The following is a 24,786-nucleotide window of genomic DNA, read 5'->3' as shown; positions in this document are numbered from 1 at the left end:
ATATAGGGAGGAATGACTATGAAAAAAATAATTGGCGTTATACTGATTATAGGAGGCTTGCTCTTTGCTTCGCTTGCCGTAAAAGCTCTTGTGTCAGCACCGCAGTCCTACGAGAGAATCAGAGCTGCGGTAACAATCAAGGACGGCAGAATTCTTCCCGACAATGAAGGAAAGCTTGTGGTTGTTTCGGGAACGCTTAAAGCCGCCGAACAGCTTCAAGATCCCATAACGGGTGTTCAGCTCCCGGGGGTAACGGCGAAAAGAACGGTTTGGACTTATAAACAGGATACCGGCAGCGATGATGAAAAAGTGTGGGACTGGCATCCGGAGAATACCGACTACAGCGAAAAGGCGAATTTCGGAATCAATGCCGAGATACTTACAACGACCGTGCTCGCCGCACCTACCGTGCTCGGTGAGTTTAAGGTGGAAAGCAAGCTGCTCAATCCCATTATAAGAAACACCGAATTTACGCAATATGACGAGGAGAGCCTTAATGCGGGTTGGAAGGTGCTTTCGGGCGGAAAAGAAAGCCGCTACTGCGTTTCAAAAGAACATTGGCTGCCGAAAAAAACAACAGGTATGTACTCATCAACGGGATACGGATCTCAAAAAATATCCTACGGCATCGTTTCGCCCGACGATCCGCTCGAATATACGATTATCGGCATACAAAAGGGCGATACGATCGTAAAAGCCGAGGACATTGATTCGGTAACGACCTTTAAGGGCATTATGACTGCGGAGGAATTGGCCGAGGAGAACAAAAAAGGAGTGCGCGGCGGCTCGATTTTCGGCATTGTGGCAGGAATATTGCTTGCAATAATCGGTGTTGGAATGATGGCATTCCGGAGGCAGTAAAAATGGGGACAAATAAAAAAATGTTTTCCGACGGCGGAACATATATTTCAAAAATTGCAATTGCAAGGCTTACAATAAAAAAGCACATACAAATAATCATAGGCGGATTCTTCACGGCGGTTTTTCTGTTTGGAATTATTTCGGGGGTTACAGGGTATAACGAAAATCTTCGCGATAACTTGATTACCAATGTAGTCATGATTGTTCCGTCCGCACTGCTCTTGTTAAACGGCATTAAAAATGGAAGAATGGCGGCGCGTGCATATCGTTACAACTCAATCTTTATGTGCGATGTCGATGGCACGGTGACAATCAATGAGCTTGCAAATCAATCCGGAAAACCGCCGTTCAAGGTGATTTCCGAGCTTGAGAAGCTTTTCGAAAAAGGGGTATTCTGTGAATGTACTTTGCAAAAGCAGGGATCGCCATGCGTTATTCTTTCGGGACGCGAGGGAAGCAAAACAGGCTTTGTCAACATTGTGTGTGAAAAATGCAACGGAACAACAAGAATCCGCGCCGGAAGCTCCGGCAAATGCGAGTATTGCGGAAATGCAATCTCAAGCCGAAATTCCGGTTGAATGTAAAATAACACATTAAAAGGAGGTATGAACAATGGGATTAGGAGGTTTTTTCAAAGATAAATTTGGGAAAAAGACCTGTGCGTTATGCGGGAATGAGTGCGGAGTGATGAGCCGCACAAAAATCAAAAACGGGGATTTTCTCTGCGATGGCTGCGGTGATAAATGTTCCAGATACATAAGGCTAAGTGAACTGACTTTAGACGAAATTAAAGGGCATATTGAATATATGAAACGACAGAACAGGCTTTTTGAAGAGGTCTACTCCAAAGAAGGAAAAAAGGAACCCTTTCCGTCTACACTTAAAGAGGCGGGCATTGAATTTTGCGATGATTTGGGAATGTTCAGAATTAAGTATAGAAGTTACACCGGCAGAGGTAAAATGAACGAGCTTTTCCGATATGACCAGGTGGCAAGCTATGAGGAATACTACGATGAATCGCCGGCAAGCGAACCGGGCAAGAATCCCGAATTTAAGGGCGGAGGTCTGAAAATCAAACTTTTGGGCGGAAATATGAACAATATAAACATGGACAACAAAAAGGGTTTGCGTCCGCATCCATACATCAAGCAGGAAATCAAGGTCTGCTTCAGCAAGAACAACAGAAGGGATGCCGAATATGCTCATAATGCAAAATGCCATTTTGATTATATTTTCGGCATTCACGACAGTTCAAAAGGATTGTTTGATTTTGGAATGAGCAAGGAAGAAAAAAGACAGCTTCAGGGAGCGGTTGGTATGGCGCAGACCTTCGGTACTGTATTTAAGGCAATTAAAAACGGAGAAGATTCTATTACGGACGAAGAAAAAGCGAAATTAGAGAAAAATATCAACGCTGTGGAGGACGCAAATACTGGCGGAATGGCGGTTTATACAAGGCGTGCAGACGAAGCAGAGGCAAAATTGTCGTAAATTTAATGTTTAGGAGGACGTATCAATGAAAAAATTATTAGCGCTTATTTTAGCGTTTGTATGTGTAATATCCCTTGCTGCCTGTGGCGGCAAAACAGATAACAATGATAAAACCGACACACAGGTGACATCGGATTCAAAACAAACACCGGAGCCTACACAAAAGGCAGTTTCCGAGCCGCTGAACCCCACCCCCGGCTCTGTAACTATTGGTGATGTTACACTGACAGCAGAACTTGTCAATCTTGATGAGCCGATGCAGGTTTCAAGCCAATCAAAACCGTGTATGGCGGTATCAGGCGATACCGTTTATATCGGAAACGGCGATAAAATTATCAAAAAATATACGCTTGCAGACAATGCCCTGACCTTAGAAAAAGAAATGAATATTTCCAATTCAAACGGGATTGCCGTTGACGGAAAAGGTCAGCTCTATGCAGACGGAGGCGTGTTCGCAGCGAAAATATATGACGGCGAAGGAAATCAGATAGGCGAAGCGGCAGAAAGCGGAAATATCAGTGTTTCGCAGACAGAGGATTTTGCTTTGACCTATTTTACGGGACGTGACGCTATCACAAAAATTTCCGGGGGTACAGCAACACCGTGGGTAATTTCCCGACTCAGATCAAGCGACCCCGCGCAGATAAAAGGGCCGTTCACCAAAGTCGCAGCAATTGAGGTGGTAGGAAATCATGCGCTTGTGGCAGGTTCAATCGAAAATGAACAGAAACTTGTTGCGTTTGATACTGCCGGAAACGAAATAGCAAGAAGCAGCGAGAAATTATTTGGTAATGGTATCAGCGCTATGACGGAAACGGAAAACGGATATATGACCGCCTCTGTTTCCACAATCCATCTTATCAAAAACGACGGAACTTTTATTGGAAAAAGCGATTCAACAAAATCACTGTTCGGTGTAGAAGAGGCTGTTTGGCTGAAAAAATTCGTTCCTATGGAAGACGGTTCTGTGCTGGCGCTTTGCGGCGCAAAAAGAGCAGATGACACTGCCGAGGCACTATTATACAGAATCAAGGGATTTTGATGCGGAGGTGAAGCAATATGAAGAAAATTGCGGCGATTTTGGCTTTGTTTGCTTTGTTAGTGAATACTACTGCTTTTGCAGAGCCTGATGTATTAAAATCATCGGACGGAGATTATGAATATACTGCTGCCGGCGTTATAACGTCATATTACGGCGGAGAAAATGTTGTTGTACCTACTGAAATTGACGGAACAAAAATCAAGGAAATTGGCGTAATGGCGTTTTTCGACATTGGAATTTCTTCAGTATATATAGAAGAAGGAATTGAGGAAATCAATACAAACGCTTTTGAGGGCTGCACTGCCGCATATGTCGATATTCCCGCAAGCGTGACTTCCATAGGCGAACATGCCTTTGCAAACTGCTCCGAACTTTCAGTGGTTACGTTAAACTCAGAACAGGTTCAATTTGATTATGATGTGTTTATAGGCACGGGTTATATACGGTTCGATATTCCGTGTGCGGTAAGTGAAGACGTTATGCGAGAAAAAATATCCAATGCGAAAGGCGACAATAATTTCGACTTTGGAAAAATTCATTCCTCGCTTGTGGAAAGTATGACCGAAAAGGATATTTTCGGTGAAAATATGATTTACTGCGAAGATTGCGGCTTTAAGGGAAGCAAGTACTTAGAGGACGTTTCTCTGCCGTTTGAAGACGTGAATAATGATGCGTGGTACTATCCGTATGTACAGACGGCATATAGTTTCGGAATCATAAATGGAAAAAGTCAAACTGTTTTTGATCCCGACGCTGGTCTTACCTGTGCGGAGACGGCCAAAATTGCGGCGTGTATTCACGCCTATAACAGCGGATTAGAAACGGAATTTCAAGGTTATGGCGAGCATTGGTATGATGTTTACGTAGATTACTGCTATTATAACAATATCATAGACGATCACATTTCCTTTGACTGGGATAAAAATGCAACGAGAGCGGAAATGGCATATATGTTCTCTCGTTGTGATACCGAGCCTTATGAAATCAATCCCGATGTTCCGCTGACAGATATTCCCGATGTATATGATACAACAGCTTTTGCATATGAAATTCTTGATCTCTATCGCAGGGGAATTGCGGTAGGAAGTGACGAATATATGACCTTTTATCCGAATGCACAGGTAAAACGCAGCGAAGCGGCGGCGTTTATTGCAAGAATTTTATGTAATGATATGCGGATTGGGTTGTCAAAAGGTTAAGAACATGGTGAAACTTGTGAAGTTTATTTCAATCATTACTATTTTTGCAAATCTGTTTGGGTGCAAAGCGCCGAAGCCGGATATTCTGGACGGCCCGGGTATGGTATATGTTGATGGTGATTATCGTACCGAATACGCAAATACCCTGCCGTTTGATGAATATGAGGGGTATCCGTTTTGGGCTGTTGTGTACTTAAGTGAGGAGAAAAACACTCAATATTATATTGACAAGCTGTTTTCGGGTCTATCCGAAGAAAGCAAGAAAAAAATAAAGCAGTATGATTTTGGCGGGAATAAAATGTATCTTATTATTCCGAGATATGCCGATGAAACCGAAATCAGCAAAATTGGCGATGCGGAAAACAGCTTGCAATTTTATGACGGTACGCCGTTTGTATTAAAATGCGGCGCAGATGTAAAGATTTGCATATACACTCACGGCGGACACGAATTTACGCCGCAAACAGATGAAAACGGTAAACTGATATGCACAGAAGATGTATGGGATATAACAGAGTATAAACAATAATTTTGAAAGGGAGTATTATATATGGGATTATTAAAGGCGGGAATAGGCGCGGCAGGCGGTGTGCTTGCCGATTCGTGGAGAGACTACTTCTATTGTGAGAGTTTGGACGCTGACGTTCTTGTGGCAAAAGGCGAAAAGAGAGCCGGAGACAGAAGCTCAAACAAAAAAGGAACGGATAATATTATTTCAAATGGTTCGATTATCAATGTCAACGATGGGCAGTGTATGATGATTGTGGAAAGCGGAAAGGTGGTTGATATCTGTGCGGAACCGGGCGAGTTCGTTTACGATACCGGAACGGAGCCCAGCATTTTCTATGGAAACCTGAGCGAGAACATCAAAAAAAGCTTTGGCGAGGTCGGAAAGCGTTTTACCTTCGGTGGCGAGCCGGGAAAAGACCAAAGAGTATATTTTTTCAATACAAAAGAGATTATAGGCAATAAATACGGAACCCCTTCACCGGTGCCTTTTCGTGTTGTAGACAATAATATAGGTCTTGATGTAGATATTGCAATCCGCTGTCACGGCGAGTATTCCTACAAAATTACAAATCCTTTGCTGTTTTACACAAACGTGTGCGGCAATGTTGACGAAATGTATCTACGGGAAACCATTGACAGCCAATTGAAAACGGAGTTACTCACAGCGCTTCAGCCGGCATTTGCAAAAATTTCGGATATGGGAATCCGATACAGTTCGCTTCCGGCGCACACAATGGAAATCGGCGATGCGTTAAACGACGTTCTTTCCGCAAAATGGAGAGATTTAAGAGGCATTGAAATTGTTGTGTTCGGTGTTTCCTCCGTAAACGCTTCGGAAGAAGACGAAAAAATGATTAAAGAAATTCAAAGAAACGCGGCATTCCGCAATCCGACAATGGCGGCGGCGCATATGGTGGGTGCGCAGGCTCAAGCTATGCAGGATGCGGCGAAAAACGAGGGCGGCATGGGCGCTATGGGCGGATTTTTCGGCATGAATATGGCGCAGAATGCAGGTGGTGCCAATGCGGCTAATCTCTTTGCTATGGGACAACAGCAGCAACAGCAACCTCAGCAGGTGGCACCTTCCGGCTGGAGTTGTGAATGTGGTCAGGGCGGCAATATGGGTAAATTCTGTATGAATTGCGGAAAACCACAGCCGTCAGCAGATGGCTGGACGTGTTCTTGCGGTACACTTAACAAAGGTAAGTTCTGCCAAAACTGCGGAAGTTCCAAGCCTGCGGGCACACCTTTGTACAAGTGCGATAAGTGTGGTTGGGAACCGGAAGATCCAGCAAATCCACCGAAATTCTGTCCAGAATGTGGTGATGTGTTTGATGAGAATGATAAGCAATAAAATTTTCGTAAAAGACAATATTTGAATAGAAAGATAAAAGGGATAATATTGCTTGTGACGGAATGATAGGCCTCCGAAACGGAAGCCGCGGAAAATGCGAATGTTGCAGCAACGCTCTATAATCCAAATAGCTTATTTCAAACAATCAATATTAGTGTATGATATAATCAGCAGAAAAATTGAAAATTATTGGTTAAGCTATATTCGGGTTATACAGAGAAATAGCACAAAACATCTATATGGAAAGGCGCGGAGCTTTTGAAAAAGCTTCTGCGCCTTTTTGCATTTTTTGAAAATCGAGGTTGTAAAATTTGCAATTTCTCTGTTACCTATATGAGAGGGAAAAGAAACACCTACTTTCGCAATGAAAGGAGGTGAGAAAATGACAGATAAGGACAATAAACGTATCTCCAATCAGTTTGGCTGCTTTTGTTCAAGGGTGCTGAAAAATGAAGCGCATAATATCCACTCGGAATATGCAAAGCAGCGTGAACACGAAACATCTCTTACAGAACTTTCAAGCGATGAATTGTTGGAATTGTCGGCAAATGATACCTATTTTGCAGATGAACACATTTTCAAAGTGCTTGATAAAGAAATCGTTGTTGTCGGAAACGAATTAGCGAAAGCTCTGATGAAACTACCCCCTGAAAAATTAGAGATTATTTTGCTTTCGTATTTTATGGATATGACCGACGCAGAGATAGGTCGAACACTCAATGCGATACAGCAAACGATATGTAAGAGACGGACAAGCACTTTGAAGCTGCTGCGAGATTACTTGGAAAAGGAGGGTATTCAATGGGACGACATATAAAAGCCTCAGACATACCGGTAACTGTAATTACTGCGACAATGAATGCGGAGCCTTCTGCAATCGCGTATATTTTGCAGCACTATCGTAATTACATACGAAAGCTGGCAACTCGAATATTGAAAGACGAATACGGCAACGAATATCTTTATGTTGACGCAGATATGGAAAACCGTCTGAAATCAAAATTGATATTCAGTATCATTTCCGATTTCAAAATTCTGCCTGCTTAAATTTATTGGAGCACACCCCTCTCTGTGCTCCACTCTTTTATTTGTCATTCCGTCAAAGCACATTTATAAAAGTGTGTTTTGACAGGCTGATAAATGCCGACAGCTCTTTGACAAAGAAAGCCCATTGCGGCAGAATAGGCAAACAAACACATTCCGTCCGTGCCGAGCTTTACGGGAAATGCGCGACGATACCTTTTAAGGCGGAGCGATAACCATTTTTACCGTAGTTGCAGATGTGGCAGTCTGCAAGCAATGACGCGCGGGCGCAATAATGATACTCCCGCCTTGAACGCTTCACAGCATTGGGCGGCTGGACGAGAACCGTGCAGGGGTGCAATTCCCGTGGAGCGCAGCCGGCGCCGTTTGGATTTGCTAAAAAATTAGGAATTTATGCTATGAGGTAAATTGCTATGGATAGTAAAACAAATAATATAAAAGAAGAAAAAAACAATGCTGAATTTGCAAAGCCCACAACCTACGATTTTGACAAAAATTCTTTTGTTGTGGAGCCTGTTTTTAAGGAACAGGCAAAGGAAACTTTGGGAACGGTTTTAATTCGATTGATAAAGTCGGATAAATAAATTTGAAGAATTATCATTTAACGGGCTGACAGTTTGGATAAAAAGCGGTATAATATAAGTATGCTGATTATTGACTGTCGGTGAAAGGAGGACGTATGAGACAGTCAAGCAATAAAAAAAGAGAGGTTACGGCCTCGTTATATCTACGGCTTTCTCGTGATGATAATTTAGACGGTGAAAGTTACAGTATCGGAAATCAGAAAAAGCTGCTCACGGCGGTTGCTAAGGAAAAGGGATATACAAACTTATTGATTTATATTGACGACGGTATTTCTGGCGTTACTATGAACAGACCTGATTATATCAGAATGATAGAAGATTTTGAAAACAATAAATCATCTGCATTGTTTGTAAAAGACCTTTCCCGTATCGGCAGGAATTATATTGAGGTCGGCAAACTGACCGAAGAATTTCTACCCGAACACGATATAAGGCTTGTTGCCGTTTCGGATAACATTGACACGCAGGAGGGTGAAAACGAGCTTGCTCCGATAAAAAATCTTTTTAATGAATGGTATGCGCGTGATATTTCCAAAAAGCGCCGTATCAGCAACAAGATTAAAGGAAATGCAGGCGAGCCTATGGGTATGCCGCCGTATGGATATATGAAAAATCCTGACGGAAGCAAAAGCTGGGTTGTTGATGAAGAAGCGGCAAATGTTGTAAGACGGATTTTTGATATGACATTAGAGGGCGTCGGTACACATCAGATTGCGGATATTCTTGCAAGCGAAAATGTACTGATACCGACAAGCTATTGGATAAGCAAGGGCATTGGTCGTCCGGGAAGTAAAACGGCTTTAAGCTGTGAATGGAAAAGCTCAACGATTGTATCAATACTTTCCAAACAGGAATATTGCGGTGATGTTCTGAACTTCAAAACCTATTCAAAGTCATACAAAAACAAAAAGCGTTATGCTAATGACCGTGAAAATTGGGTGATATTCAAAGATGTTCACGAACCAATCATTGACCGCGCTGTTTGGGAAACGATACAGGAACGCCGAAGCAGAAAAACGCGCAAGAAGCAAAAAGCCGACGGCGAGAAAAATATGTTTTCGGGATTGCTTGTATGTGCGGATTGCGGCAGTAATCTATGGTATCACTTCAATCAGGCAAACCACGATATACAATACTTCAACTGTTCGGGATATAACAAGGGTAATCGGAAAATCTGTAATTCTACCCATTACATACGGGTTGACTTTTTGGAAAAGGTTGTACTTGGTGAAATCAGAAGGCTGACAAAACTTGCAACGCAGTATGAAAGTGAATTTGCTAAAATTGTTATGGGACATTCCATAAAAGCCGCCGAACAGGAACGGCAGCTAAAACAAAAGGAATTAAATTCACTCACTGCAAGGGATAAGGAACTTGATAATCTGTTTGAACATCTGTATGAGGATAATGTCTGCGGCAAGATTAGTGATGATAGATTTGCAAAAATGTCTGTCAAATACGAGTCGGAGCAAAAAGAAGTTTCCTCACGCATTAAGGAATTGCAAACGGAGCTTGAAAGCGAAAAAAGCAAGGCCGTAACAAGCGATATGTTTATGGCGTCCGTCCGTAAATACACGCGGGCAAGAAAGCTGACGCCGAGAATGTTAAACGAACTGATTGAAAAAATCGAAGTACACCAATCCGAAAAGATTGACGGCAAAACCGTTCAAAGGCTTACCATTCATTATAACTGTATAGGCGCGATTGAAATACCCGACCTTGACAAGTTACCCGAAAACAATGTATCGGTACATACAAGGCAGGGCGTAGATGTTCATTATGCCGCCTGTGCAAGCTGAGGGAGTGAGCCTGTGAGCAAGAAAAAGCAGAAAGTTGTTTGCTATATGCGGGTTGCTACCCGTGAACAGCTAAACGACAGAGAACAGGAATTAAGGCAGTTTGCAAAGAAACACGATTATGAAATTACTGATTTTGTAATCGAACAGCGAAGCGGTTTAGCCGCTTACAGTGAAACGCTAAACGGGCTTTTGCAAAATCAATCTGTAAGAAATATTTTAATGCCAAACATAAGCGGTCTTTCAAGAAACATATCCGTACTGCAAGGGATTTTGAGAACCGCCGAAAAAAACAATAAAAATATCATCAGCACAGACGGAAGCTGTGAAAGCTACCCGATATACTGATGATTTAGACAATAAAAAACCGAGCGCTTGCCAGAACCGTTCAAGTTCTGTAAGAACACTCGGTATGGTCGAGGTGACAGGATTTGAACCTGCGACCCCTTCGTCCCGAACGAAGTACTCTACCAAACTGAGCCACACCTCGACAACATTCAATAGTATAGCATAAATAGCAGATAGTTGTCAAGTCTTTTTTTGATTTACAGATAATGTGGATACATAATTTTCAACTTCGGGACAAATGTATTAAAACTATCATTTCATCCGGCTTCACGTTGATGCCGATATTTTTCTCGAGTGGCATATCCACCGCGGATATGGCGTTCTTGTTTGTTTTCAAGTAAAATTGCTTTGACTTCGTCTGCCAAAAGCTGATTAATTTTAATTAGACGTTCTGTCATATCCTTATGTACAGTAGATTTACTAATGCCAAATTTTTTGGCGGCTTCTCGGACGGTGCATTTATTTTCGATAATGTACTTTGCGAGTTCAATTGTTCTTTCTTCGATATAACACCTCACATACAATGCCTCCCATTTCACGAATTGCTCTTGATAGAGCTTTTGAACCTGATTTAGTATATGCACTAAACAGACAGGGTATGACAAACAAGAGGTTTTATCTGCTTTTGTTGTGAGAAAAAGAAAGAAGACGCGCTTCTTTTGGGTACATCAGGTTGCTTTTTTTCTTACAATGTGCTATACTTCATGCGTTGTTTTTGTGAAGCAACAGAAAGGGAGAATTATGATGCAGCCAGATAAAAAAACGCAAATTTGTCGAAACTCTTTTTTTGTAACAGTAGCGGCGTTATTATGTTGTGCTTTATGGGGGAGTGCGACGCCTTTTATTAAGATTGGATATGGACTCCTTTTGCCGCAGAAAAATGTACCATCTATCATTTTGTTTGCCGGGATTCGGTTTGCTATAGCCGGGATATTGGCAATAGCGCTTTACAGTATTAGCAGGAGAAAATTTCTTTATCCTCAAAAGGAGAACTGGGGTCGCATTGTTAAAATTGCAGCTGTGCAAACGGTCATTCAATATTTATTTTTTTATATTGGTTTGGCAAATACATCGGGAGTAAAAGGTACTATTATTAGTGGGTCAAATGTATTTTTTGCAATTATAATTGCCGCCTTGTTGTATCGGCAGGAACGTTTGACGTGGAGAAAAATTTTTGGCTGTCTTCTGGGTTTTGCGGGAATTATTGCAGTGAATCTGAATGGACTGGATTGGAACATGAATTTTACCGGAGATGCTTTTGTGCTTTTTTCTACGATATCTTATGCTTTTTCATCGGTATTAATCAAAAGGTATTCTCAATATGAAGATCCGGTTATCATTAGCGGTTATCAGTTTTTGACAGGTGGTATTATAATGATAGCGATTGGCTTTGGCTTTGGTGGAAGTGTGGAGATAGCGACCAGCGCTGGAATGGGCGTGCTGATATACCTGGCTTTTTTGTCTGCTGTAGCCTACTCGCTCTGGGGTGTATTGTTACAGTATAATCCGGTATCTCGGATTACGGTATTTAGTTTTGTGATCCCGGTTTTTGGTGTACTCCTTTCGTCTCTGATGTTGGACGAGGCAAGTTCGGTCACTCCGGTGCAGTTGATAGTGACGTTGGTGTTAATTTGTGCTGGAATTTTGGTTTTAAATTTTGGCACTGGAAAGGAAAAAACATAATGGATAGAGAGGTTCCCTCTGTTACTGTTTCATCTTATTTAAGCATGGCTTTTGAAAACCGGACAGTCTAACATATATTTATGCGTATTTTTGAAGAAATCCTCTTGACACCTAGCAGTGGCTGTGATAAATTTATAATGGATAGTAATAGGAAAGGGGCAGGATATATGGCAGTTTCCATTGCTTTGGCAGGCAATCCTAACAGTGGGAAAACCACCATGTTTAATGTTCTGACCGGAAGCAGTCAGTATGTGGGCAACCGTCCTGGAGTCACGGTAGAGGGCAAAGTGGGACAGATGCGAAATTATCCTGATGTCAATGTGGTTGATTTACCGGGAATATATTCACTTTCTCCTTATACCATGGAAGAAGTCGTAACGCGGAATTATTTGATTGACGAGCATCCTGATGCCATTATTAATTTGGTGGACGCTTCTAATATTGAGCGAAACCTCTATCTGACAACGCAGCTATGCGAAGTGGGCTTTCCAGTTGTGATTGCGCTTAATATGATGGATGTGGCAGAAAAGAACGGAGATACCATACATATAGACAAGCTTAGTCAAATGTTGGGCTGTGATGTTATACCGACTTCGGCATTGAAGGAAAAAGGGTTAGATGAGTTGTGCGAAGCAGCGGTTCATGCGGCTAAAAAGGGACAGGCTGTTTTTGGTGGTTGTAGGTTTTCGCCGCGGATTGAAACAGCGCTTTCGCAGATTGAAGCTTTGATTTCGGATACGGCAGAGAAATTACATATGCGTTGGTTTGTAGTCAAAGTGTTTGAACGGGATCAGCGGGTTATGGAGAGCTTGAATCTGCCGGAAGATAGACAGAAGAAAATTGATAAAATAATTACCAAGTGTGAACAGGAATTTGATGATGAAAGTGATAGTATCATTATCAATGAACGTTATGAATATATCACTGCACTGGTAAAGCAGTGTGTGATTCGACATGAACTGGGGACAACGGTTTCTGACAAGGTCGATGATGTAATGACCAATCGCTATTTAGCGCTCCCGCTTTTTATTGTGATTATGTGCGGAGTATATTATATATCTATTCAGACTGTAGGTGGTTGGGCGGCTGGATGGATGGAGCAGTTGATTGCAGCTGCCTGTACAGCGGTTCGGGCTTTACTTGAACAAGCCAGTGCAGCAGATTGGATGACCGGTTTAGTGGTAGATGGATTGATCAGCGGCGTAGGTGCGGTTTTGTCTTTTGTCCCTCAGCTTTTGGTACTGTTTCTCTTTTTGGCACTTTTGGAAGATTGCGGCTATATGGCGCGGATTGCTTTTATTATGGATCAGGTGTTTCGGCGTTTTGGCCTTTCAGGGAAATCGTTTATTCCGCTACTGGTTGCTTCCGGATGCGGTGTTCCGGGAATTATGAGTTGTCGTACGATTGAGAGTGAAAAAGACAGAAAAATCACCATTATGGTGACTACTTTTGTCCCATGCGGTGCCAAATTACCATTGATTGCATTAATTGCAGGGTCTCTGTTTGGAAATTCTGCATGGATTGCCATTTCGGTGTATTTTGTGGGTGTATTAATGGTCTTTTTATCGGGTCTCATATTAAAAAAGAGTCGCGCTTTGTCCAGTGATCCGGCACCTTTTGTTATGGAGATGCCAAGTTACCATATACCCAGTGCAAAAAATGTGGCGAGGCATGTATGGGATGATATCCGAGCGTTTGTTATTAAAGCAGGAACCATTATTTTCCTCGCCTGCGGTATTATTTGGTTTTTATCAAACTTTGCGTGGAATTTGCGGATGACCGATGCATCGCATAGCATTTTGGCGGATATTGGTGGGTTGCTGGCTCCGCTGTTTCGGCCTTTGGGGTTTGGGCAATGGCAGCCTGCGGTGGCAACATTGACTGGAATTGCGGCAAAAGAAAACATTGTGAGCAGTTTGAATGTGCTTTATGGCTGGGAAGGTACTGAGAATATAAGCAGTGTCTTTACGCCGCTCAGTGGTTATGCATTTTTAATGTTTAATATGCTTTGTTCTCCGTGTGTGGCGGCGATAGGAGCGATTCGCCGGGAAATGGGTAGTTTGCGTTGGACTTTGTTCGCCTTGGGATATCAGACAGGTCTTGCTTATGTGGTAACCTTTATCCTTTATCAGACGGGAATTTTTATACAAACTGGTCAATTTCAGATTACTACTGCGGTGGCAGTGCTTTTGGCGGCTGGTGCGCTTTATTTGATTTTTCGGCGTGCGCCTCAGCCCAAAACTGTTTAGAGAAAATGATGTGCCGCAGGACTTTTTAAAGTCCTGCGGCCTTTTGCGGTATTTTGTCAAAAAAACTATGGCTTTTTTAGGGGGTTTGTGATACAATGCAATATAAGGCGTATAAGGAGGATAGGACATGGCAGAAAAAAAGCATGTAGAAATATTTACCGATGGCGCCTGCAGCGGAAATCCCGGCCCAGGCGGTTTTGGTGTCGTTTTGCGTTATAAACAATATGAGCGGGAGCTTTCCGGCGGAGAAGCGAATACGACAAATAACCGTATGGAACTTTCGGCTGTCATTGCTGGATTGGAAGCGTTGACAGAACCTTGCAAGGTGACATTATACAGTGATTCTAAGTATTTTGTGGATGCTGTACAGAATGGCTGGGCGGTTTCATGGAAACAGCGAGGCTGGATGCGTAATAAAAAAGAAAAAGCGCTGAACCCAGACCTGTGGGAACAGATCTTAAAACTTTTGGATTACCATGAGGTTACCTTGGTGTGGGTCAAAGGGCATGCCGGGCATCCGGAAAATGAACGTTGTGATCGTTTGGCGGTTGCAGAATCAAAAAAGTTTTTAAAAGGATAATATATTACAGAACTTCTACTTTTCATAGAATGCATTCTGTAAGGAAAGGCAGGAGAATTTATGGAAAAACGGATTTATGTAGATCATGCGGCTACAACAAAAACGGCGCCAGAGGTCTTACAGGCCATGTTGCCGTATTTTGAAACCGTATATGGAAATCCTTCCAGCATTTATCAGGAAGGAAGGGAAGCAAAAAAAGTAATAGAAACGGCAAGGGAAGAGGTGGCTGCGGCGATTGGAGCAACGGTGCAGGAAATTTTCTTTACCGGTTCGGGCAGCGAAGCGGATAACTGGGCGATTCGTTCTGCCGTTAAAGCGATGCGCCATAAAGGGAATCATATTATTACGACGGCAGTAGAGCATCATGCGGTATTGCATACTTGTCAACAGTTGGAAAAGGAAGGGTATGAGGTTACTTATCTGCCAGTGGATGAATATGGTATGGTATCGCCTTCGGCAGTGCAGGCAGCCATGCGCGATACTACCACACTGGTTACAGTAATGCTTGCGAATAACGAAATTGGAACTATTATGCCAGTGAAGGAAATTGCAGAGACGGTCCATAAAGCTGGAGCTTTGTTTCATACAGATGCAGTGCAGGCAATTGGAATGATTCCGGTAAACGTAAAAGACTTGCAGGTGGACATGCTGTCTCTTACGGGACATAAATTTCACGGACCAAAAGGAAGCGGTGCATTGTATGTGCGCCAAGGTCTCAAGCTGGAACCGTTTATTACGGGTGGTGCGCAGGAGCGAGGACGGCGTGCGGGTACGGAAAACGTACCGGGAATTGTAGGACTTGGCAAAGCGATTACCTTGGCCACTGCGAATATTCCCGAAAAAGCAGCTTATTTAACGGCACTGCGGGATAGCTATATCAAAAAGATACTTCAGACCGTGCCTTTTGCAAGGTTAAACGGCCATCCAGAGAAACGGCTGCCGGGTAACGCCAATATATCCTTTTCTTTTATTGAAGGGGAAGGTCTTTTGCTATTTTTGGATATGAAGGGGATCTCGGCTTCCAGCGGAAGCGCTTGTACTTCCGGGTCATTGGATCCGTCTCATGTTCTGCTGGCGATTGGATTAAAGCATGAGGAAGCACATGGATCTCTCCGGGTCACCTTTGATGTGGAAAATACCATGGAAGAGGTAGATTATATTGTAGAGGCTGTGCGGGAAACCGTGGAACGGCTGCGAAATATGTCCCCGCTTTACGAAAAATATTTAAAAGAACAGCAGGGTAGGTAAATGTTTGCTCAATCTGTGCGAAGCAGAGCAGAAAATTTGATTTGTGCCGGCGCACAGCGGCGGATAAGGAGAATTTTATGTATAGTGAAAAAGTAATGGATCATTTTAGTAATCCCCGCAATGTGGGAGAAATTGCAGATGCGAACGCCATAGGCGAGGTTGGAAACCCTCAGTGCGGTGATATTATGAAGATATATATGAAAATTAATGACGAAACTGGTGTGATTGAACAGGTAAGTTTTAAAACCTTTGGCTGTGGCGCTGCCATTGCGACCAGCTCTATGGCAACAGAACTGGTAAAAGGAAAAACCATTGAAGAAGCCCTTGCTTTGACAAATAAAGCAGTGGCAGAGGCGCTGGACGGGCTTCCTCCAGTAAAAATGCATTGTTCTGTTCTGGCAGAAGAGGCTGTACGGTCTGCCATCGCAGATTATTATGAACGCCGTGGTGAGGAAGTCCCGCAGGGACTGAAATGCAGCGGATGCTGTGGAAGTTGCAGCCACGGACATGAGGAATAGGCCATGGAAAAGGTTATTATCGGCATGTCTGGCGGGGTGGACAGCAGTGTTGCTGCCGCCGTGCTTTTGGAGCAGGGGTATGAGGTAATAGGAGTGACTTTGCGGCTTCGCGATGGAGTGGAAAGTGATGTAGCTGTACAAGATGCAGAAAGGGTAGCAAACCATTTGAAGATCCCGTTTCATACGCTGGATTTTTGCAAGTCCTTTTCCCGTTATGTTGTAGATTATTTTACACAGGAGTACGTTTCGGGCAGAACGCCGAATCCCTGTATTGCCTGCAATCGTTATATAAAGTTTGATGCCATGTTGGAGGCGGCAGACCAGTTGGGAGCGGATAAAATCGCAACAGGGCATTATGCCAGGGTGGTATATGATAAAAATTCTGGTCGGTATCTGCTCAAACGGTCTGCGGCATCTGTGAAGGATCAAACCTATGCTTTATATGCTTTGGGGCAGGAACAGCTTTCCAGGGTTTTGATGCCTTTGGGGGAATTTACAGATAAAGCCGCTGTGCGGCAGAAGGCAAAGGAGCTGTGTCTGCCGGTTGCAGAAAAGCCGGAGAGTATGGAAATTTGTTTTGTGCCAGATGGGGATTATGCTGGATTTATTGAACAGCGGACTGGAAATGTTTCACCTCGGGGTAAGTTTGTAGATGCAGAAGGCAATGTTTTGGGCGAACACCGGGGCATTGTACATTATACCATTGGGCAGCGTAAGGGGTTGGGTATTGCTTTTGGCAAACCCATGTTTGTTATTGATATTGATGCAAAAACCAATCAGGTGATGCTGGGCGAAAAAGGTTCGGAGTTTACTGATGTGCTTTTGGCTTCTCAGCCTAATTTTATTTCGTTTGCCCAGCTGAAAGATGCGATGCGGGTGGAAGCAAAGGTGCGTTATACCGCGGTACCTGCACTTGCCATGATAGAAAAAGAAGGAGAAAATTTGCTGGTTCGGTTTGATACGCCCCAGCGGGCGGTAACGCCTGGCCAGGCGGTGGTGTTTTATGAACCTGGCGGTGATACGGTGATTGGCGGTGCAGTGATTGAAAAATCATGGACAGAGAAGAATAGGGGTTGATTAACATAGAATATCAGGAGCTGCGCAGAAAAATTTTAGCCAAGGAATATCCGGATTTGAATTCTCGGCAGAAAGAAGCTGTACTGCAAACGGAAGGCCCTTTGTTAGTTTTGGCAGGAGCGGGATCTGGAAAGACTACAGTGATTGTTTATAAAATTGCGCATTTAATTCGGTTTGGGAAGACGGAAATTGGCAGTATGGCCATCCAGCCGCAGGGACTTTCAGAACAGGATATGGAAATCTTGCAGTGGTATGCAGACGGGGAACTGGATGAGCTTCCACCGCATTTGCTGTCATGCCTTGCGGAAGACCCGCCGGAGCCGTCGCGGATCATGGCGATTACTTTTACCAATAAAGCGGCAGGAGAACTGAAACAGCGTTTGGTACATCAACTGGGCGATGCTGGGGATCAGATACTGGCCAGCACCTTTCATTCAGCATGTGTACGATTTTTGCGGCGAGATTCGGAACGCATTGGATACGAACGAAGCTTTACCATTTATGATACAGCGGATCAACAGACGTTGATGAAGGATTGCCTGAAAGAGCTAGGGATAGATGATAAAAAATTTCCGCCCCGGGCTGTGCTGTCGGAAATCAGCAGGGCGAAGGATAAATTAATTGATCCGGTGGAATATAGCCAGATGAATGCGGGTGATTTTTATTTTTCACGCATCGCAAAGCTGTATGAATTATATCAAAAAAAATTAAAAACAAACAATGCCATGGATTTTGATGATTTAATTGCCAATACAGTTCGTTTGTTGGAAGACTGCCCCGATGTATTGGAATACTACCAGAACCGTTTTCGTTATATCTTGGTGGATGAATATCAGGATACCAACCGGGCACAGTATCGCTTGGTCAGTTTGTTAGCGGGAAAGTATCACAATTTGTGCGTTGTAGGCGATGATGATCAGAGTATCTATAAATTCCGTGGAGCGGATATTCGAAATATTTTAGATTTTGAGAAAGAATTTCCCAATTGCCGTGTGATTAAACTGGAAGAAAATTATCGTTCGACTCAGAATATTTTAGATGCTGCTAATGCAGTGATTTCCAATAATCAGGGAAGAAAGGGAAAGGCGCTTTGGACTGCCAATGGCGGTGGAGAGCACTTAGAGTTGTACACAGCCTTAAATGAACATAACGAAGCCTATCATATTGCAGATACAATTCGGAAACTGGGTGGTAATTTAAGCGATACCGTGATTTTATACCGTATGAATGCCATGTCGCGTATTATAGAAGATGCGCTTTTAAAATCTGCGCTTCCTTATAAAGTGGTCGGTGGACTGCGTTTTTATGACCGCAAGGAGATTAAAGATTTAACGGCATATCTTCGGTTGATACAGAATCATGGAGATAATATCGCTCTGCGGCGTGTCATCAATGAGCCCAAACGCGGAATCGGCGCAGCGACGGTGGAACGGGCGGAAGCGATTGCCATTGGAGAAGGACTTACCATTTTTGAGGTATGTCGGCGTGCAGGAAGTTTTGAGGAATTTCCTGCAAGAGCGGCAGGAAAACTGGAAGAATTTGCTCGGCTGATTGAAGGCCTCCGAAAGGAAATTGATGAGGACATGGGGCTTGAACTGTTTGTTAAGACGGTGATGGAGAGAACTGGGATGGTGGCTGCGCTTCAACAGGAAAAAACGGTGGAAAACCAGACACGGCTTGAAAACTTAGATGAGTTTATTTCCATGGTACAGGAGTCGGTGAAAAAAGATGCGGCGATTACACTGGAAGAACTTTTGGAGGATATTTCTCTGCTTTCTGATATTGACAATTATGATGAAGCGCAGGATGCAGTTACCTTAATGACGCTGCACAGCGCGAAGGGCCTGGAATTTCCAAATGTATTTTTAATTGGAATGGAAGAAGGAGTTTTCCCCGGACTACGCTCTATGGGTGATCCAGAGGAAATGGAGGAAGAACGCAGGCTTTGTTATGTAGGAATTACTCGGGCAAAAAAGAGATTGTTCTTTACCAATGCAAAAAGCCGAACCCTGTTTGGTTCGACTAAGTTTAATAAACCGTCCCGGTTTTTAAATGAAATTCCGGATACGCTTTTGGAAAAGAAAGAAGAGAGACCGCAAGCGGCATTTGTTTCTTCTGGGGCAGTGAAGCCACAGGGGTTTGGACGAAGCACATTTCTTGAAAATCGGGAAAAACCTGCAGCAGCAAGGGCAGCCGCGCAGGAGTTTGCGCCTGGCGACAAGGTGCGGCATCGTAAGTTTGGTGAAGGGACCATAGTTGCGGCACAGAAAATGGGTGCGGACACCTTGCTTAGGATTGCTTTTGCCGAAGGTGAGAAAAAATTGCTTGCCGCATATGCGCCGATCGAAAAAATTTGATGTCTGTATGGCGAATAATGGAGAAGGTGGAAACATGTATGATGTATTGGCTGAGGTTTATGACCAGCTTCAGGATGTGGATTATGAAGCCTTTGCGGATTATTATGAGGCGATATTTCAAAAGTTTAACTGTCAGCCGTCACTGGTGCTGGATTTGGGCTGTGGCACAGGAAATATGACCCTGGCTATGGCGCGCAGGGGTTATGAGATGATTGGCCTTGATTGTTCGGTGGAGATGCTGGAAATTGCTGCGCAAAAGGCACGGGATCAGCAGAAGGAGATATTGTTTTTGAATCAAGACATGACCACTTTTGAGTTGTATGGAACGGTAGGCGCTATGATCTGTGCGTTGGACGGAGTCAATTATTTAACCGGTGATGGTCAACTGGAAGAAATGCTTCAGCGACTGCATTGTTTTTTGGATCCGGGAGGTTTACTGATTTTTGATGTGAATACACCGTATAAATTCCAGAAAGTATTGGACGGTCAGACGTTCCTTTATGACCAGGATGATATTTATTGTGTATGGAACAATGAATATGATGCAGAAGAACAGATTTGTTATTTTGATTTGAATATTTTTTTGAGGGACGCAGACGGTATGTATATCAGGAGAGACGAATTCCAGGAGGAACGGGCGTATTCGGCCTTAGAACTACAAGAATGCATTGAGCGATGCGGTTTAGAATGTGCCGGTATTTTTGACCATTTGAGTTTTTTACCTCCGAAAACGGAATCGGAGCGGTTGTTTTTTGTAGTACGCAGGCCCTTGTCGGCGGCAGGAGGATATGCGGATGAAAAAATTTTTTAGGGAATTTAAAGAATTTGCCATGCGGGGTAATGTACTGGATTTGGCTGTGGGCGTGATCATTGGGGGTGCGTTTCAAAAGATCGTTTCTTCTTTGGTGGGAGATGTGATTTCTCCACTTTTGGGACTGTTTGGCGGTGTGAATTTTGATAGCTTGATTTTGCACATTGGTGATGTTGAGCTGCGTTATGGCGCATTCATTACAACGGTGATTGATTTTGTTATCATGGCGTTTGTTATTTTTTTGTTGGTTAAGGGGATCAATAAGATTACCTCATTTGGAAGAAAAAAAGAAGAGCCAAAAAAACCGGAGAAAAAGAAATGTCCCTTTTGCTGTAGTGAAATTAATAATGATGCAGTGCGTTGTCCTTTCTGTACCTCAATACTTATTACTGAAGAAGAGCCGGCTGCTGAAAAATCCAAACCTGTCCCTTCTGGAAACAGGAAAAAGCGCAAAAATTAAGACAATGATAAAAACACCAGACGAATTTTTGGTCTGGTGTTTTTTGTGTATCCTATTAGCGCGTAATCATCGTTCCGATGCCGTGATCGGTAAAAATCTCAAGCAGCAGACAGTGAGGAATACGGCCATCCACAATATGTACTGAATTTACCCCTGCCTCAATGGCGCGGATGGCTCCTTCTACTTTCGGAATCATTCCGCCTACAATTTTGCCTTCATCGATCATAGTATAGATCTGTTTGCGGGATAACACAGAAAACACTTCCGTACTGTCTGCGGATTCTTTAATTCCTTCTGTATCGGTCAAAAGCATAAGCTTTTCTGCTTCCAGCGCTTCTGCAATGGCACCGGCCACCGTATCTGCATTAATATTATAACTATTTCCGTTTTCGTCTACGCCGATGGGCGCAACCACAGGAATATAACCACGCTGTGTCAGGTCGGCGAGAACCTTTTCGTTAATATTGACAATTTCACCAACAAATCCAATATCTGTATCTTTGCCGTTGACCTGTGTGTAGCATTTGCGGCACTGAATCAAATTCCCGTCTATACCCGAAACCCCGAGTCCGTTGCCGCCTTTGGTTCCCAGCAACGAAACAATTTCCTTGTTGGTTTTTCCAATCAGTACCATTTGTGCTACCTGCATGGTCTGTGCATCCGTAACGCGCAGGCCGTTGATAAATTCGCTTTGAATACCGAACCGGGTCAGGGCCGCGGAAATATCCGGACCGCCGCCGTGCACCACAACAGGATTAATGCCAATGTATTTTAAAAGAGTAATATCTTCCATTACACGGTTTTTCAGGTCTTCATTGATCATAGCGTTGCCACCGTATTTGATGACTACAGTTTTTCCATTGAATTTTTGTATGTAAGGAAGGGCTTCAATTAATATACTGGCCTTCCCAATGAGTTGCTCCATGCTAAATTCCATAATAAAATTCTCCCAACTTGAATGGATTATAAATACATTCCTGCCTCAGTCAGCCCGGTATCTTCCGGTAAATGGAAGAGCAGATTCATATTTTGTACGGCTTGTCCTGCGGCACCTTTCATCAGATTGTCAATGCAAGAAATAACAATCACTCGATTGAGACGCGGGTCTACCGTAAGACCAATCCCGACATAATTGGATCCGGAAACGTGTTTTACTTCGGGCAGGCTGCCTTCAGGGTAGATCCGGACAAATTTTTCATCTTTGTAAAATGTACGGTAAAGTTCTAATAGTGCCCCGGTGGTATATGCCTTTTTAAGATTGGCATAGCATGTAGCGAAAATGCCACGTTTCATGGGCGCCAAATGCGGTGTAAAGGAAAGGATGATCTCCTCGCCAGCCAGCAGGGACAGTTCCTGTTCGATTTCTGAAGTGTGGCGATGGGTTGCTACCTTGTAAGCTTTCATGGTTTCGGTACATTCACAAAAGAGATTCGGAAGGTTCAGCCCACGTCCGGCGCCGGTGACGCCGGATTTGGCGTCAATGATCAAACTGCGATTATCTACTACGCCGGCTTTTACCAAAGGTGCCAATCCCATGATGGAACAAGTGGTATAACAGCCGGGATTGCCAATAAGTCTTGTATGGGGAATCTCATCTCGGTGCAGCTCACAAAGTCCATATACAGCCTTTTTTAGGAGCTCTGGGTCAGAATGTTCCTGACCATACCATTTTTCATAAACCTTAACATCGCGGTAACGAAAATCACCAGATAAATCAATAATCTTTAAATTTTTATCATATAAAGCCGGAATGACTTCTTTAGAAGCGCCGTGGGGCAATGCAGTAAAAACTACATCACAGCTTTTGGCAATATCATCAATGTCAAGCGCAGAGCAGGTAATATCACATATCCCCATTAAATTCGGATAGACCTCTGCAATTTTTTTTCCAGCATAGGACTGGGAAACAATTCTTTCTATTTTAACCTCCGGATGCCGGAGCAAAAGACGGACTGTTTCAATTCCTGCATATCCTGTTCCTCCTAATATCCCTGCTCGTATCATGACAATCACTCTCTTCCTGAAATTCCTTATTCTTAACTTGCAGATGCCTTTTTGCAGACATCAAATTACATTATACTCTTTTTTTAGAGGAAATGCAAGTGCTTTTTCTGGTTTTAAATCGGGGGTTGGAAAAAGAGAAAAAGGGAACTTTTTCTAATAGACAACGTCTAATTGGATAAAAGCAAACACATATAGATAGAATATGAATTCTTTTAAGAATTTAGTGTGGCCACACAGAATATATGTATTGATAAAAGAGGAGAGATGCTTTATGAATAGAAAGATTGTAGCTTTTATATTAGGTGGTGCCATGCTTTGTAGTATGTCGTTCCCTGTCATGGCGGAGGAGATAGAAAATATGCCGAATGCAGCAGAGGATACAGTACAGGCACCTGACAGTGTTCTTTACTATGGAAAAATTATGAAAATGAAAAGAGATGATACAGAGGCAATACAGCAAATTCGACTCAATTCAGAGCGATATGGCGAGTATATTATGAATGTTTCGGAAGAAACGGTATGGATTGACAGCGAAAACGTAACCGCTTTCAACCCTGCTGATTTGAAAGAAAACGAAAGGGTTTATGTATTTCACAGTCCGGCGGTGACAGCTTCTTTGCCGCCTCAGTCAGCGGCGATAGCAGTAGTTCGTAATATACCTCAGGATGCAGGCTGTGCCATGTATCATGTGGTGGATAAGGTAACGCAGGCAGAAGACGGAAGCCTTCAAATTTTGACGGATAATGGTGGTTTGATCCTTTCGGCAGATGAAAAAACGGACGTAGTTTCTTATCTTACCAAGAATATTGTAACATTAGAGGATATTCAAGAAGGAACCAGAATTATGGCGTGGTATTCGGCGGTTGCAGAATCTTATCCGGGGCAGGCATATGCCAATCATATTATGATTTTGCCTAATATAGAAGAAGAGGAAGAAGTTCTTCAGGAAGGGCAGCAGATTACGATGGAACTTGATGGCAAGGTGCCCAATATGACAGGAAGATATGAAAATGGTACTGTTATGGTTCCGGTTGCCGCAGTTGCCAGGGATCTTGGCTTTGAAGCCAAGTACACTGTGGATGAAGACGGTGAACTAGTCACTGTAGAAAGTGATAGCTTTTCGGTACATCTTAGAATTGGGCAGGATATGATTTTCGGTGTGACAAAAATTGAAGGAGCGGTTGGAATGACAGCACCGCAGAATTATGGTAAGGCGCCGTATATCGTAGATCCGGGTGTTACCTGGGCGCCTGCAGAGTTATTTACTATGCTTGGGAAAACAGTTACTTTGGAAGACTCAAATTTGGTAATTGAATGATAATAAACCCCCACAGCCAACTGGACTGCCCCAATTTGTGCGGACAGTACAAAAACGCCCTTGATGGTAGGATAAATTAAAGATTTAAGCAATATACTGACTTCGTTTTTCAAGCGGAGTCAGTATTGTTTTTATTTGTATTCTTTCGTTGTTGTAGAAATAGATATATTCATCTATGAGGAGGCGCGCCTCCTCATAGGTCTTGAGTTTGGTTCGGTAAATACACTCTGTTTTAAGTATAGAGAAGAAATT

General features: G+C 43.2%; 26 protein-coding genes and 1 tRNA gene. 22 read left to right on the top strand and 5 right to left on the bottom strand.

All coding sequences use genetic code 11. The annotated features are described in order from the left end of the window. The first annotated feature begins 18 nt into the window (after window positions 1–18). The 12 genes from INF28_RS10400 (at window position 19) to INF28_RS10345 (ending at window position 10,229) form a co-directional block, all read left to right on the top strand. A complete protein-coding gene (locus INF28_RS10400) occupies window positions 19–861 on the top strand; it encodes a TMEM43 family protein (protein WP_226393397.1) in 843 nt (280 codons plus the stop codon). A 2-nt stretch (window positions 862–863) separates the two neighbouring features. Next, the gene (locus INF28_RS10395) at window positions 864–1,439 is read left to right on the top strand and encodes a hypothetical protein (RefSeq protein ID WP_226393396.1); all 576 of its coding nucleotides are present in this window, start codon (window positions 864–866) and stop codon (window positions 1,437–1,439) included. A gap of 34 nt (window positions 1,440–1,473) precedes the next feature. Beyond that, window positions 1,474–2,352 carry a DUF4428 domain-containing protein gene (locus tag INF28_RS10390; protein WP_154557445.1) on the top strand — a complete coding sequence of 293 codons (879 nt, stop codon included), beginning with the start codon at window positions 1,474–1,476 and terminating at the stop codon, window positions 2,350–2,352. A gap of 25 nt (window positions 2,353–2,377) precedes the next feature. Further along, window positions 2,378–3,394: a hypothetical protein gene (locus INF28_RS10385; RefSeq protein WP_226393395.1), complete on the top strand. Its 1,017-nt coding sequence runs from the start codon at window positions 2,378–2,380 to the stop codon at window positions 3,392–3,394. Window positions 3,395–3,411: 17 nt separating this feature from the next. Next, window positions 3,412–4,593, top strand: a complete 1,182-nt coding sequence (locus tag INF28_RS10380) for a leucine-rich repeat protein (RefSeq protein ID WP_154557447.1) — start codon at window positions 3,412–3,414, stop codon at window positions 4,591–4,593. Window positions 4,594–4,597: 4 nt separating this feature from the next. Then, entirely contained in the window at window positions 4,598–5,122 is a 525-nt protein-coding gene (locus tag INF28_RS10375) for a hypothetical protein (RefSeq protein ID WP_154557448.1), read from the top strand. 21 nt (window positions 5,123–5,143) lie between these two features. Next, window positions 5,144–6,457, top strand: a complete 1,314-nt coding sequence (locus INF28_RS10370) for an SPFH domain-containing protein (RefSeq protein WP_154557449.1) — start codon at window positions 5,144–5,146, stop codon at window positions 6,455–6,457. 382 nt (window positions 6,458–6,839) lie between these two features. Further along, entirely contained in the window at window positions 6,840–7,274 is a 435-nt protein-coding gene (locus INF28_RS10365; RefSeq protein WP_154557450.1) for an RNA polymerase sigma factor, read from the top strand. Next, complete coding sequence (locus tag INF28_RS10360; protein WP_226393394.1) at window positions 7,259–7,504, top strand: helix-turn-helix domain-containing protein; 246 nt, start codon at window positions 7,259–7,261, stop codon at window positions 7,502–7,504. Before INF28_RS10365 ends, INF28_RS10360 begins: the two co-directional genes overlap by 16 nt. A gap of 410 nt (window positions 7,505–7,914) precedes the next feature. Further along, on the top strand, window positions 7,915–8,085 hold the full coding sequence (locus INF28_RS10355; protein ID WP_195840258.1) for a hypothetical protein: 171 nt from the start codon (window positions 7,915–7,917) through the stop codon (window positions 8,083–8,085). 95 nt (window positions 8,086–8,180) lie between these two features. Next, a complete protein-coding gene (locus tag INF28_RS10350) occupies window positions 8,181–9,884 on the top strand; it encodes a recombinase family protein (protein WP_154557452.1) in 1,704 nt (567 codons plus the stop codon). Between the two features lie 12 nt (window positions 9,885–9,896). Further along, on the top strand, window positions 9,897–10,229 hold the full coding sequence (locus tag INF28_RS10345) for a recombinase family protein (RefSeq protein ID WP_154557453.1): 333 nt from the start codon (window positions 9,897–9,899) through the stop codon (window positions 10,227–10,229). Window positions 10,230–10,294: 65 nt separating this feature from the next. Here INF28_RS10345 and INF28_RS10340 read toward each other — a convergent pair. Both INF28_RS10340 and spoIIID read right to left on the bottom strand, forming a co-directional pair. Further along, a tRNA-Pro gene (locus INF28_RS10340) sits at window positions 10,295–10,371 on the bottom strand. 115 nt (window positions 10,372–10,486) lie between these two features. Further along, complete coding sequence (gene spoIIID, locus INF28_RS10335; RefSeq protein ID WP_226393393.1) at window positions 10,487–10,747, bottom strand: sporulation transcriptional regulator SpoIIID; 261 nt, start codon at window positions 10,745–10,747, stop codon at window positions 10,487–10,489. Between the two features lie 223 nt (window positions 10,748–10,970). On the opposite strand from spoIIID, the gene INF28_RS10330 reads away from it, so the two are divergent. The 9 genes from INF28_RS10330 to mscL all read left to right on the top strand — a co-directional run bounded on the left by INF28_RS10330 (window position 10,971) and on the right by mscL (window position 21,212). Next, the gene (locus INF28_RS10330; protein WP_318961766.1) at window positions 10,971–11,912 is read left to right on the top strand and encodes a DMT family transporter; all 942 of its coding nucleotides are present in this window, start codon (window positions 10,971–10,973) and stop codon (window positions 11,910–11,912) included. 167 nt (window positions 11,913–12,079) lie between these two features. After that, the gene (gene feoB / locus INF28_RS10325) at window positions 12,080–14,161 is read left to right on the top strand and encodes a ferrous iron transport protein B (RefSeq protein ID WP_226393392.1); all 2,082 of its coding nucleotides are present in this window, start codon (window positions 12,080–12,082) and stop codon (window positions 14,159–14,161) included. 127 nt (window positions 14,162–14,288) lie between these two features. Continuing rightward, window positions 14,289–14,741 (top strand): ribonuclease HI, encoded by a 453-nt coding sequence (gene rnhA, locus INF28_RS10320; RefSeq protein ID WP_226393391.1) that lies wholly within the window; start codon window positions 14,289–14,291, stop codon window positions 14,739–14,741. 60 nt (window positions 14,742–14,801) lie between these two features. Continuing rightward, window positions 14,802–15,989, top strand: a complete 1,188-nt coding sequence (nifS, locus tag INF28_RS10315) for a cysteine desulfurase NifS (protein ID WP_226393390.1) — start codon at window positions 14,802–14,804, stop codon at window positions 15,987–15,989. A gap of 77 nt (window positions 15,990–16,066) precedes the next feature. Further along, complete coding sequence (gene nifU, locus INF28_RS10310) at window positions 16,067–16,507, top strand: Fe-S cluster assembly scaffold protein NifU (protein ID WP_226393389.1); 441 nt, start codon at window positions 16,067–16,069, stop codon at window positions 16,505–16,507. 3 nt (window positions 16,508–16,510) lie between these two features. Then, window positions 16,511–17,584, top strand: a complete 1,074-nt coding sequence (gene mnmA / locus INF28_RS10305) for a tRNA 2-thiouridine(34) synthase MnmA (protein ID WP_226393388.1) — start codon at window positions 16,511–16,513, stop codon at window positions 17,582–17,584. Then, window positions 17,584–19,941, top strand: coding sequence for an ATP-dependent helicase (locus INF28_RS10300; protein ID WP_404815164.1), 2,358 nt, complete (start codon window positions 17,584–17,586; stop codon window positions 19,939–19,941). Before mnmA ends, INF28_RS10300 begins: the two co-directional genes overlap by 1 nt. A 7-nt stretch (window positions 19,942–19,948) precedes the next feature. Continuing rightward, entirely contained in the window at window positions 19,949–20,752 is an 804-nt protein-coding gene (locus INF28_RS10295) for a class I SAM-dependent DNA methyltransferase (protein WP_226393386.1), read from the top strand. Continuing rightward, the gene (mscL, locus tag INF28_RS10290) at window positions 20,736–21,212 is read left to right on the top strand and encodes a large conductance mechanosensitive channel protein MscL (protein WP_226393385.1); all 477 of its coding nucleotides are present in this window, start codon (window positions 20,736–20,738) and stop codon (window positions 21,210–21,212) included. Before INF28_RS10295 ends, mscL begins: the two co-directional genes overlap by 17 nt. A gap of 55 nt (window positions 21,213–21,267) precedes the next feature. Here mscL and argB read toward each other — a convergent pair whose 3' ends face one another. Together argB and argC are read right to left on the bottom strand one after the other, a co-directional pair. Then, a complete protein-coding gene (gene argB, locus INF28_RS10285) occupies window positions 21,268–22,149 on the bottom strand; it encodes an acetylglutamate kinase (protein ID WP_226393384.1) in 882 nt (293 codons plus the stop codon). A 26-nt stretch (window positions 22,150–22,175) separates the two neighbouring features. Continuing rightward, complete coding sequence (gene argC, locus INF28_RS10280; RefSeq protein ID WP_226393383.1) at window positions 22,176–23,216, bottom strand: N-acetyl-gamma-glutamyl-phosphate reductase; 1,041 nt, start codon at window positions 23,214–23,216, stop codon at window positions 22,176–22,178. Between the two features lie 271 nt (window positions 23,217–23,487). Between argC and INF28_RS10275 the strand changes: the two genes are divergently transcribed. Then, on the top strand, window positions 23,488–24,534 hold the full coding sequence (locus INF28_RS10275) for a stalk domain-containing protein (protein ID WP_226393382.1): 1,047 nt from the start codon (window positions 23,488–23,490) through the stop codon (window positions 24,532–24,534). 84 nt (window positions 24,535–24,618) lie between these two features. On the opposite strand, the gene INF28_RS10270 is transcribed toward INF28_RS10275, so the two are convergent. After that, on the bottom strand, window positions 24,619–24,774 hold the full coding sequence (locus INF28_RS10270; RefSeq protein ID WP_404815163.1) for an IS3 family transposase: 156 nt from the start codon (window positions 24,772–24,774) through the stop codon (window positions 24,619–24,621). Window positions 24,775–24,786: the final 12 nt, after the last annotated feature.

The organism is Ructibacterium gallinarum (assembly GCF_014982785.1).
Lineage (GTDB): Bacteria > Bacillota > Clostridia > Monoglobales > Monoglobaceae > Ructibacterium > Ructibacterium gallinarum.
Note: the sequence above shows the minus strand (reverse complement) of the source record. Positions and strands in the feature narration are given on the sequence as shown.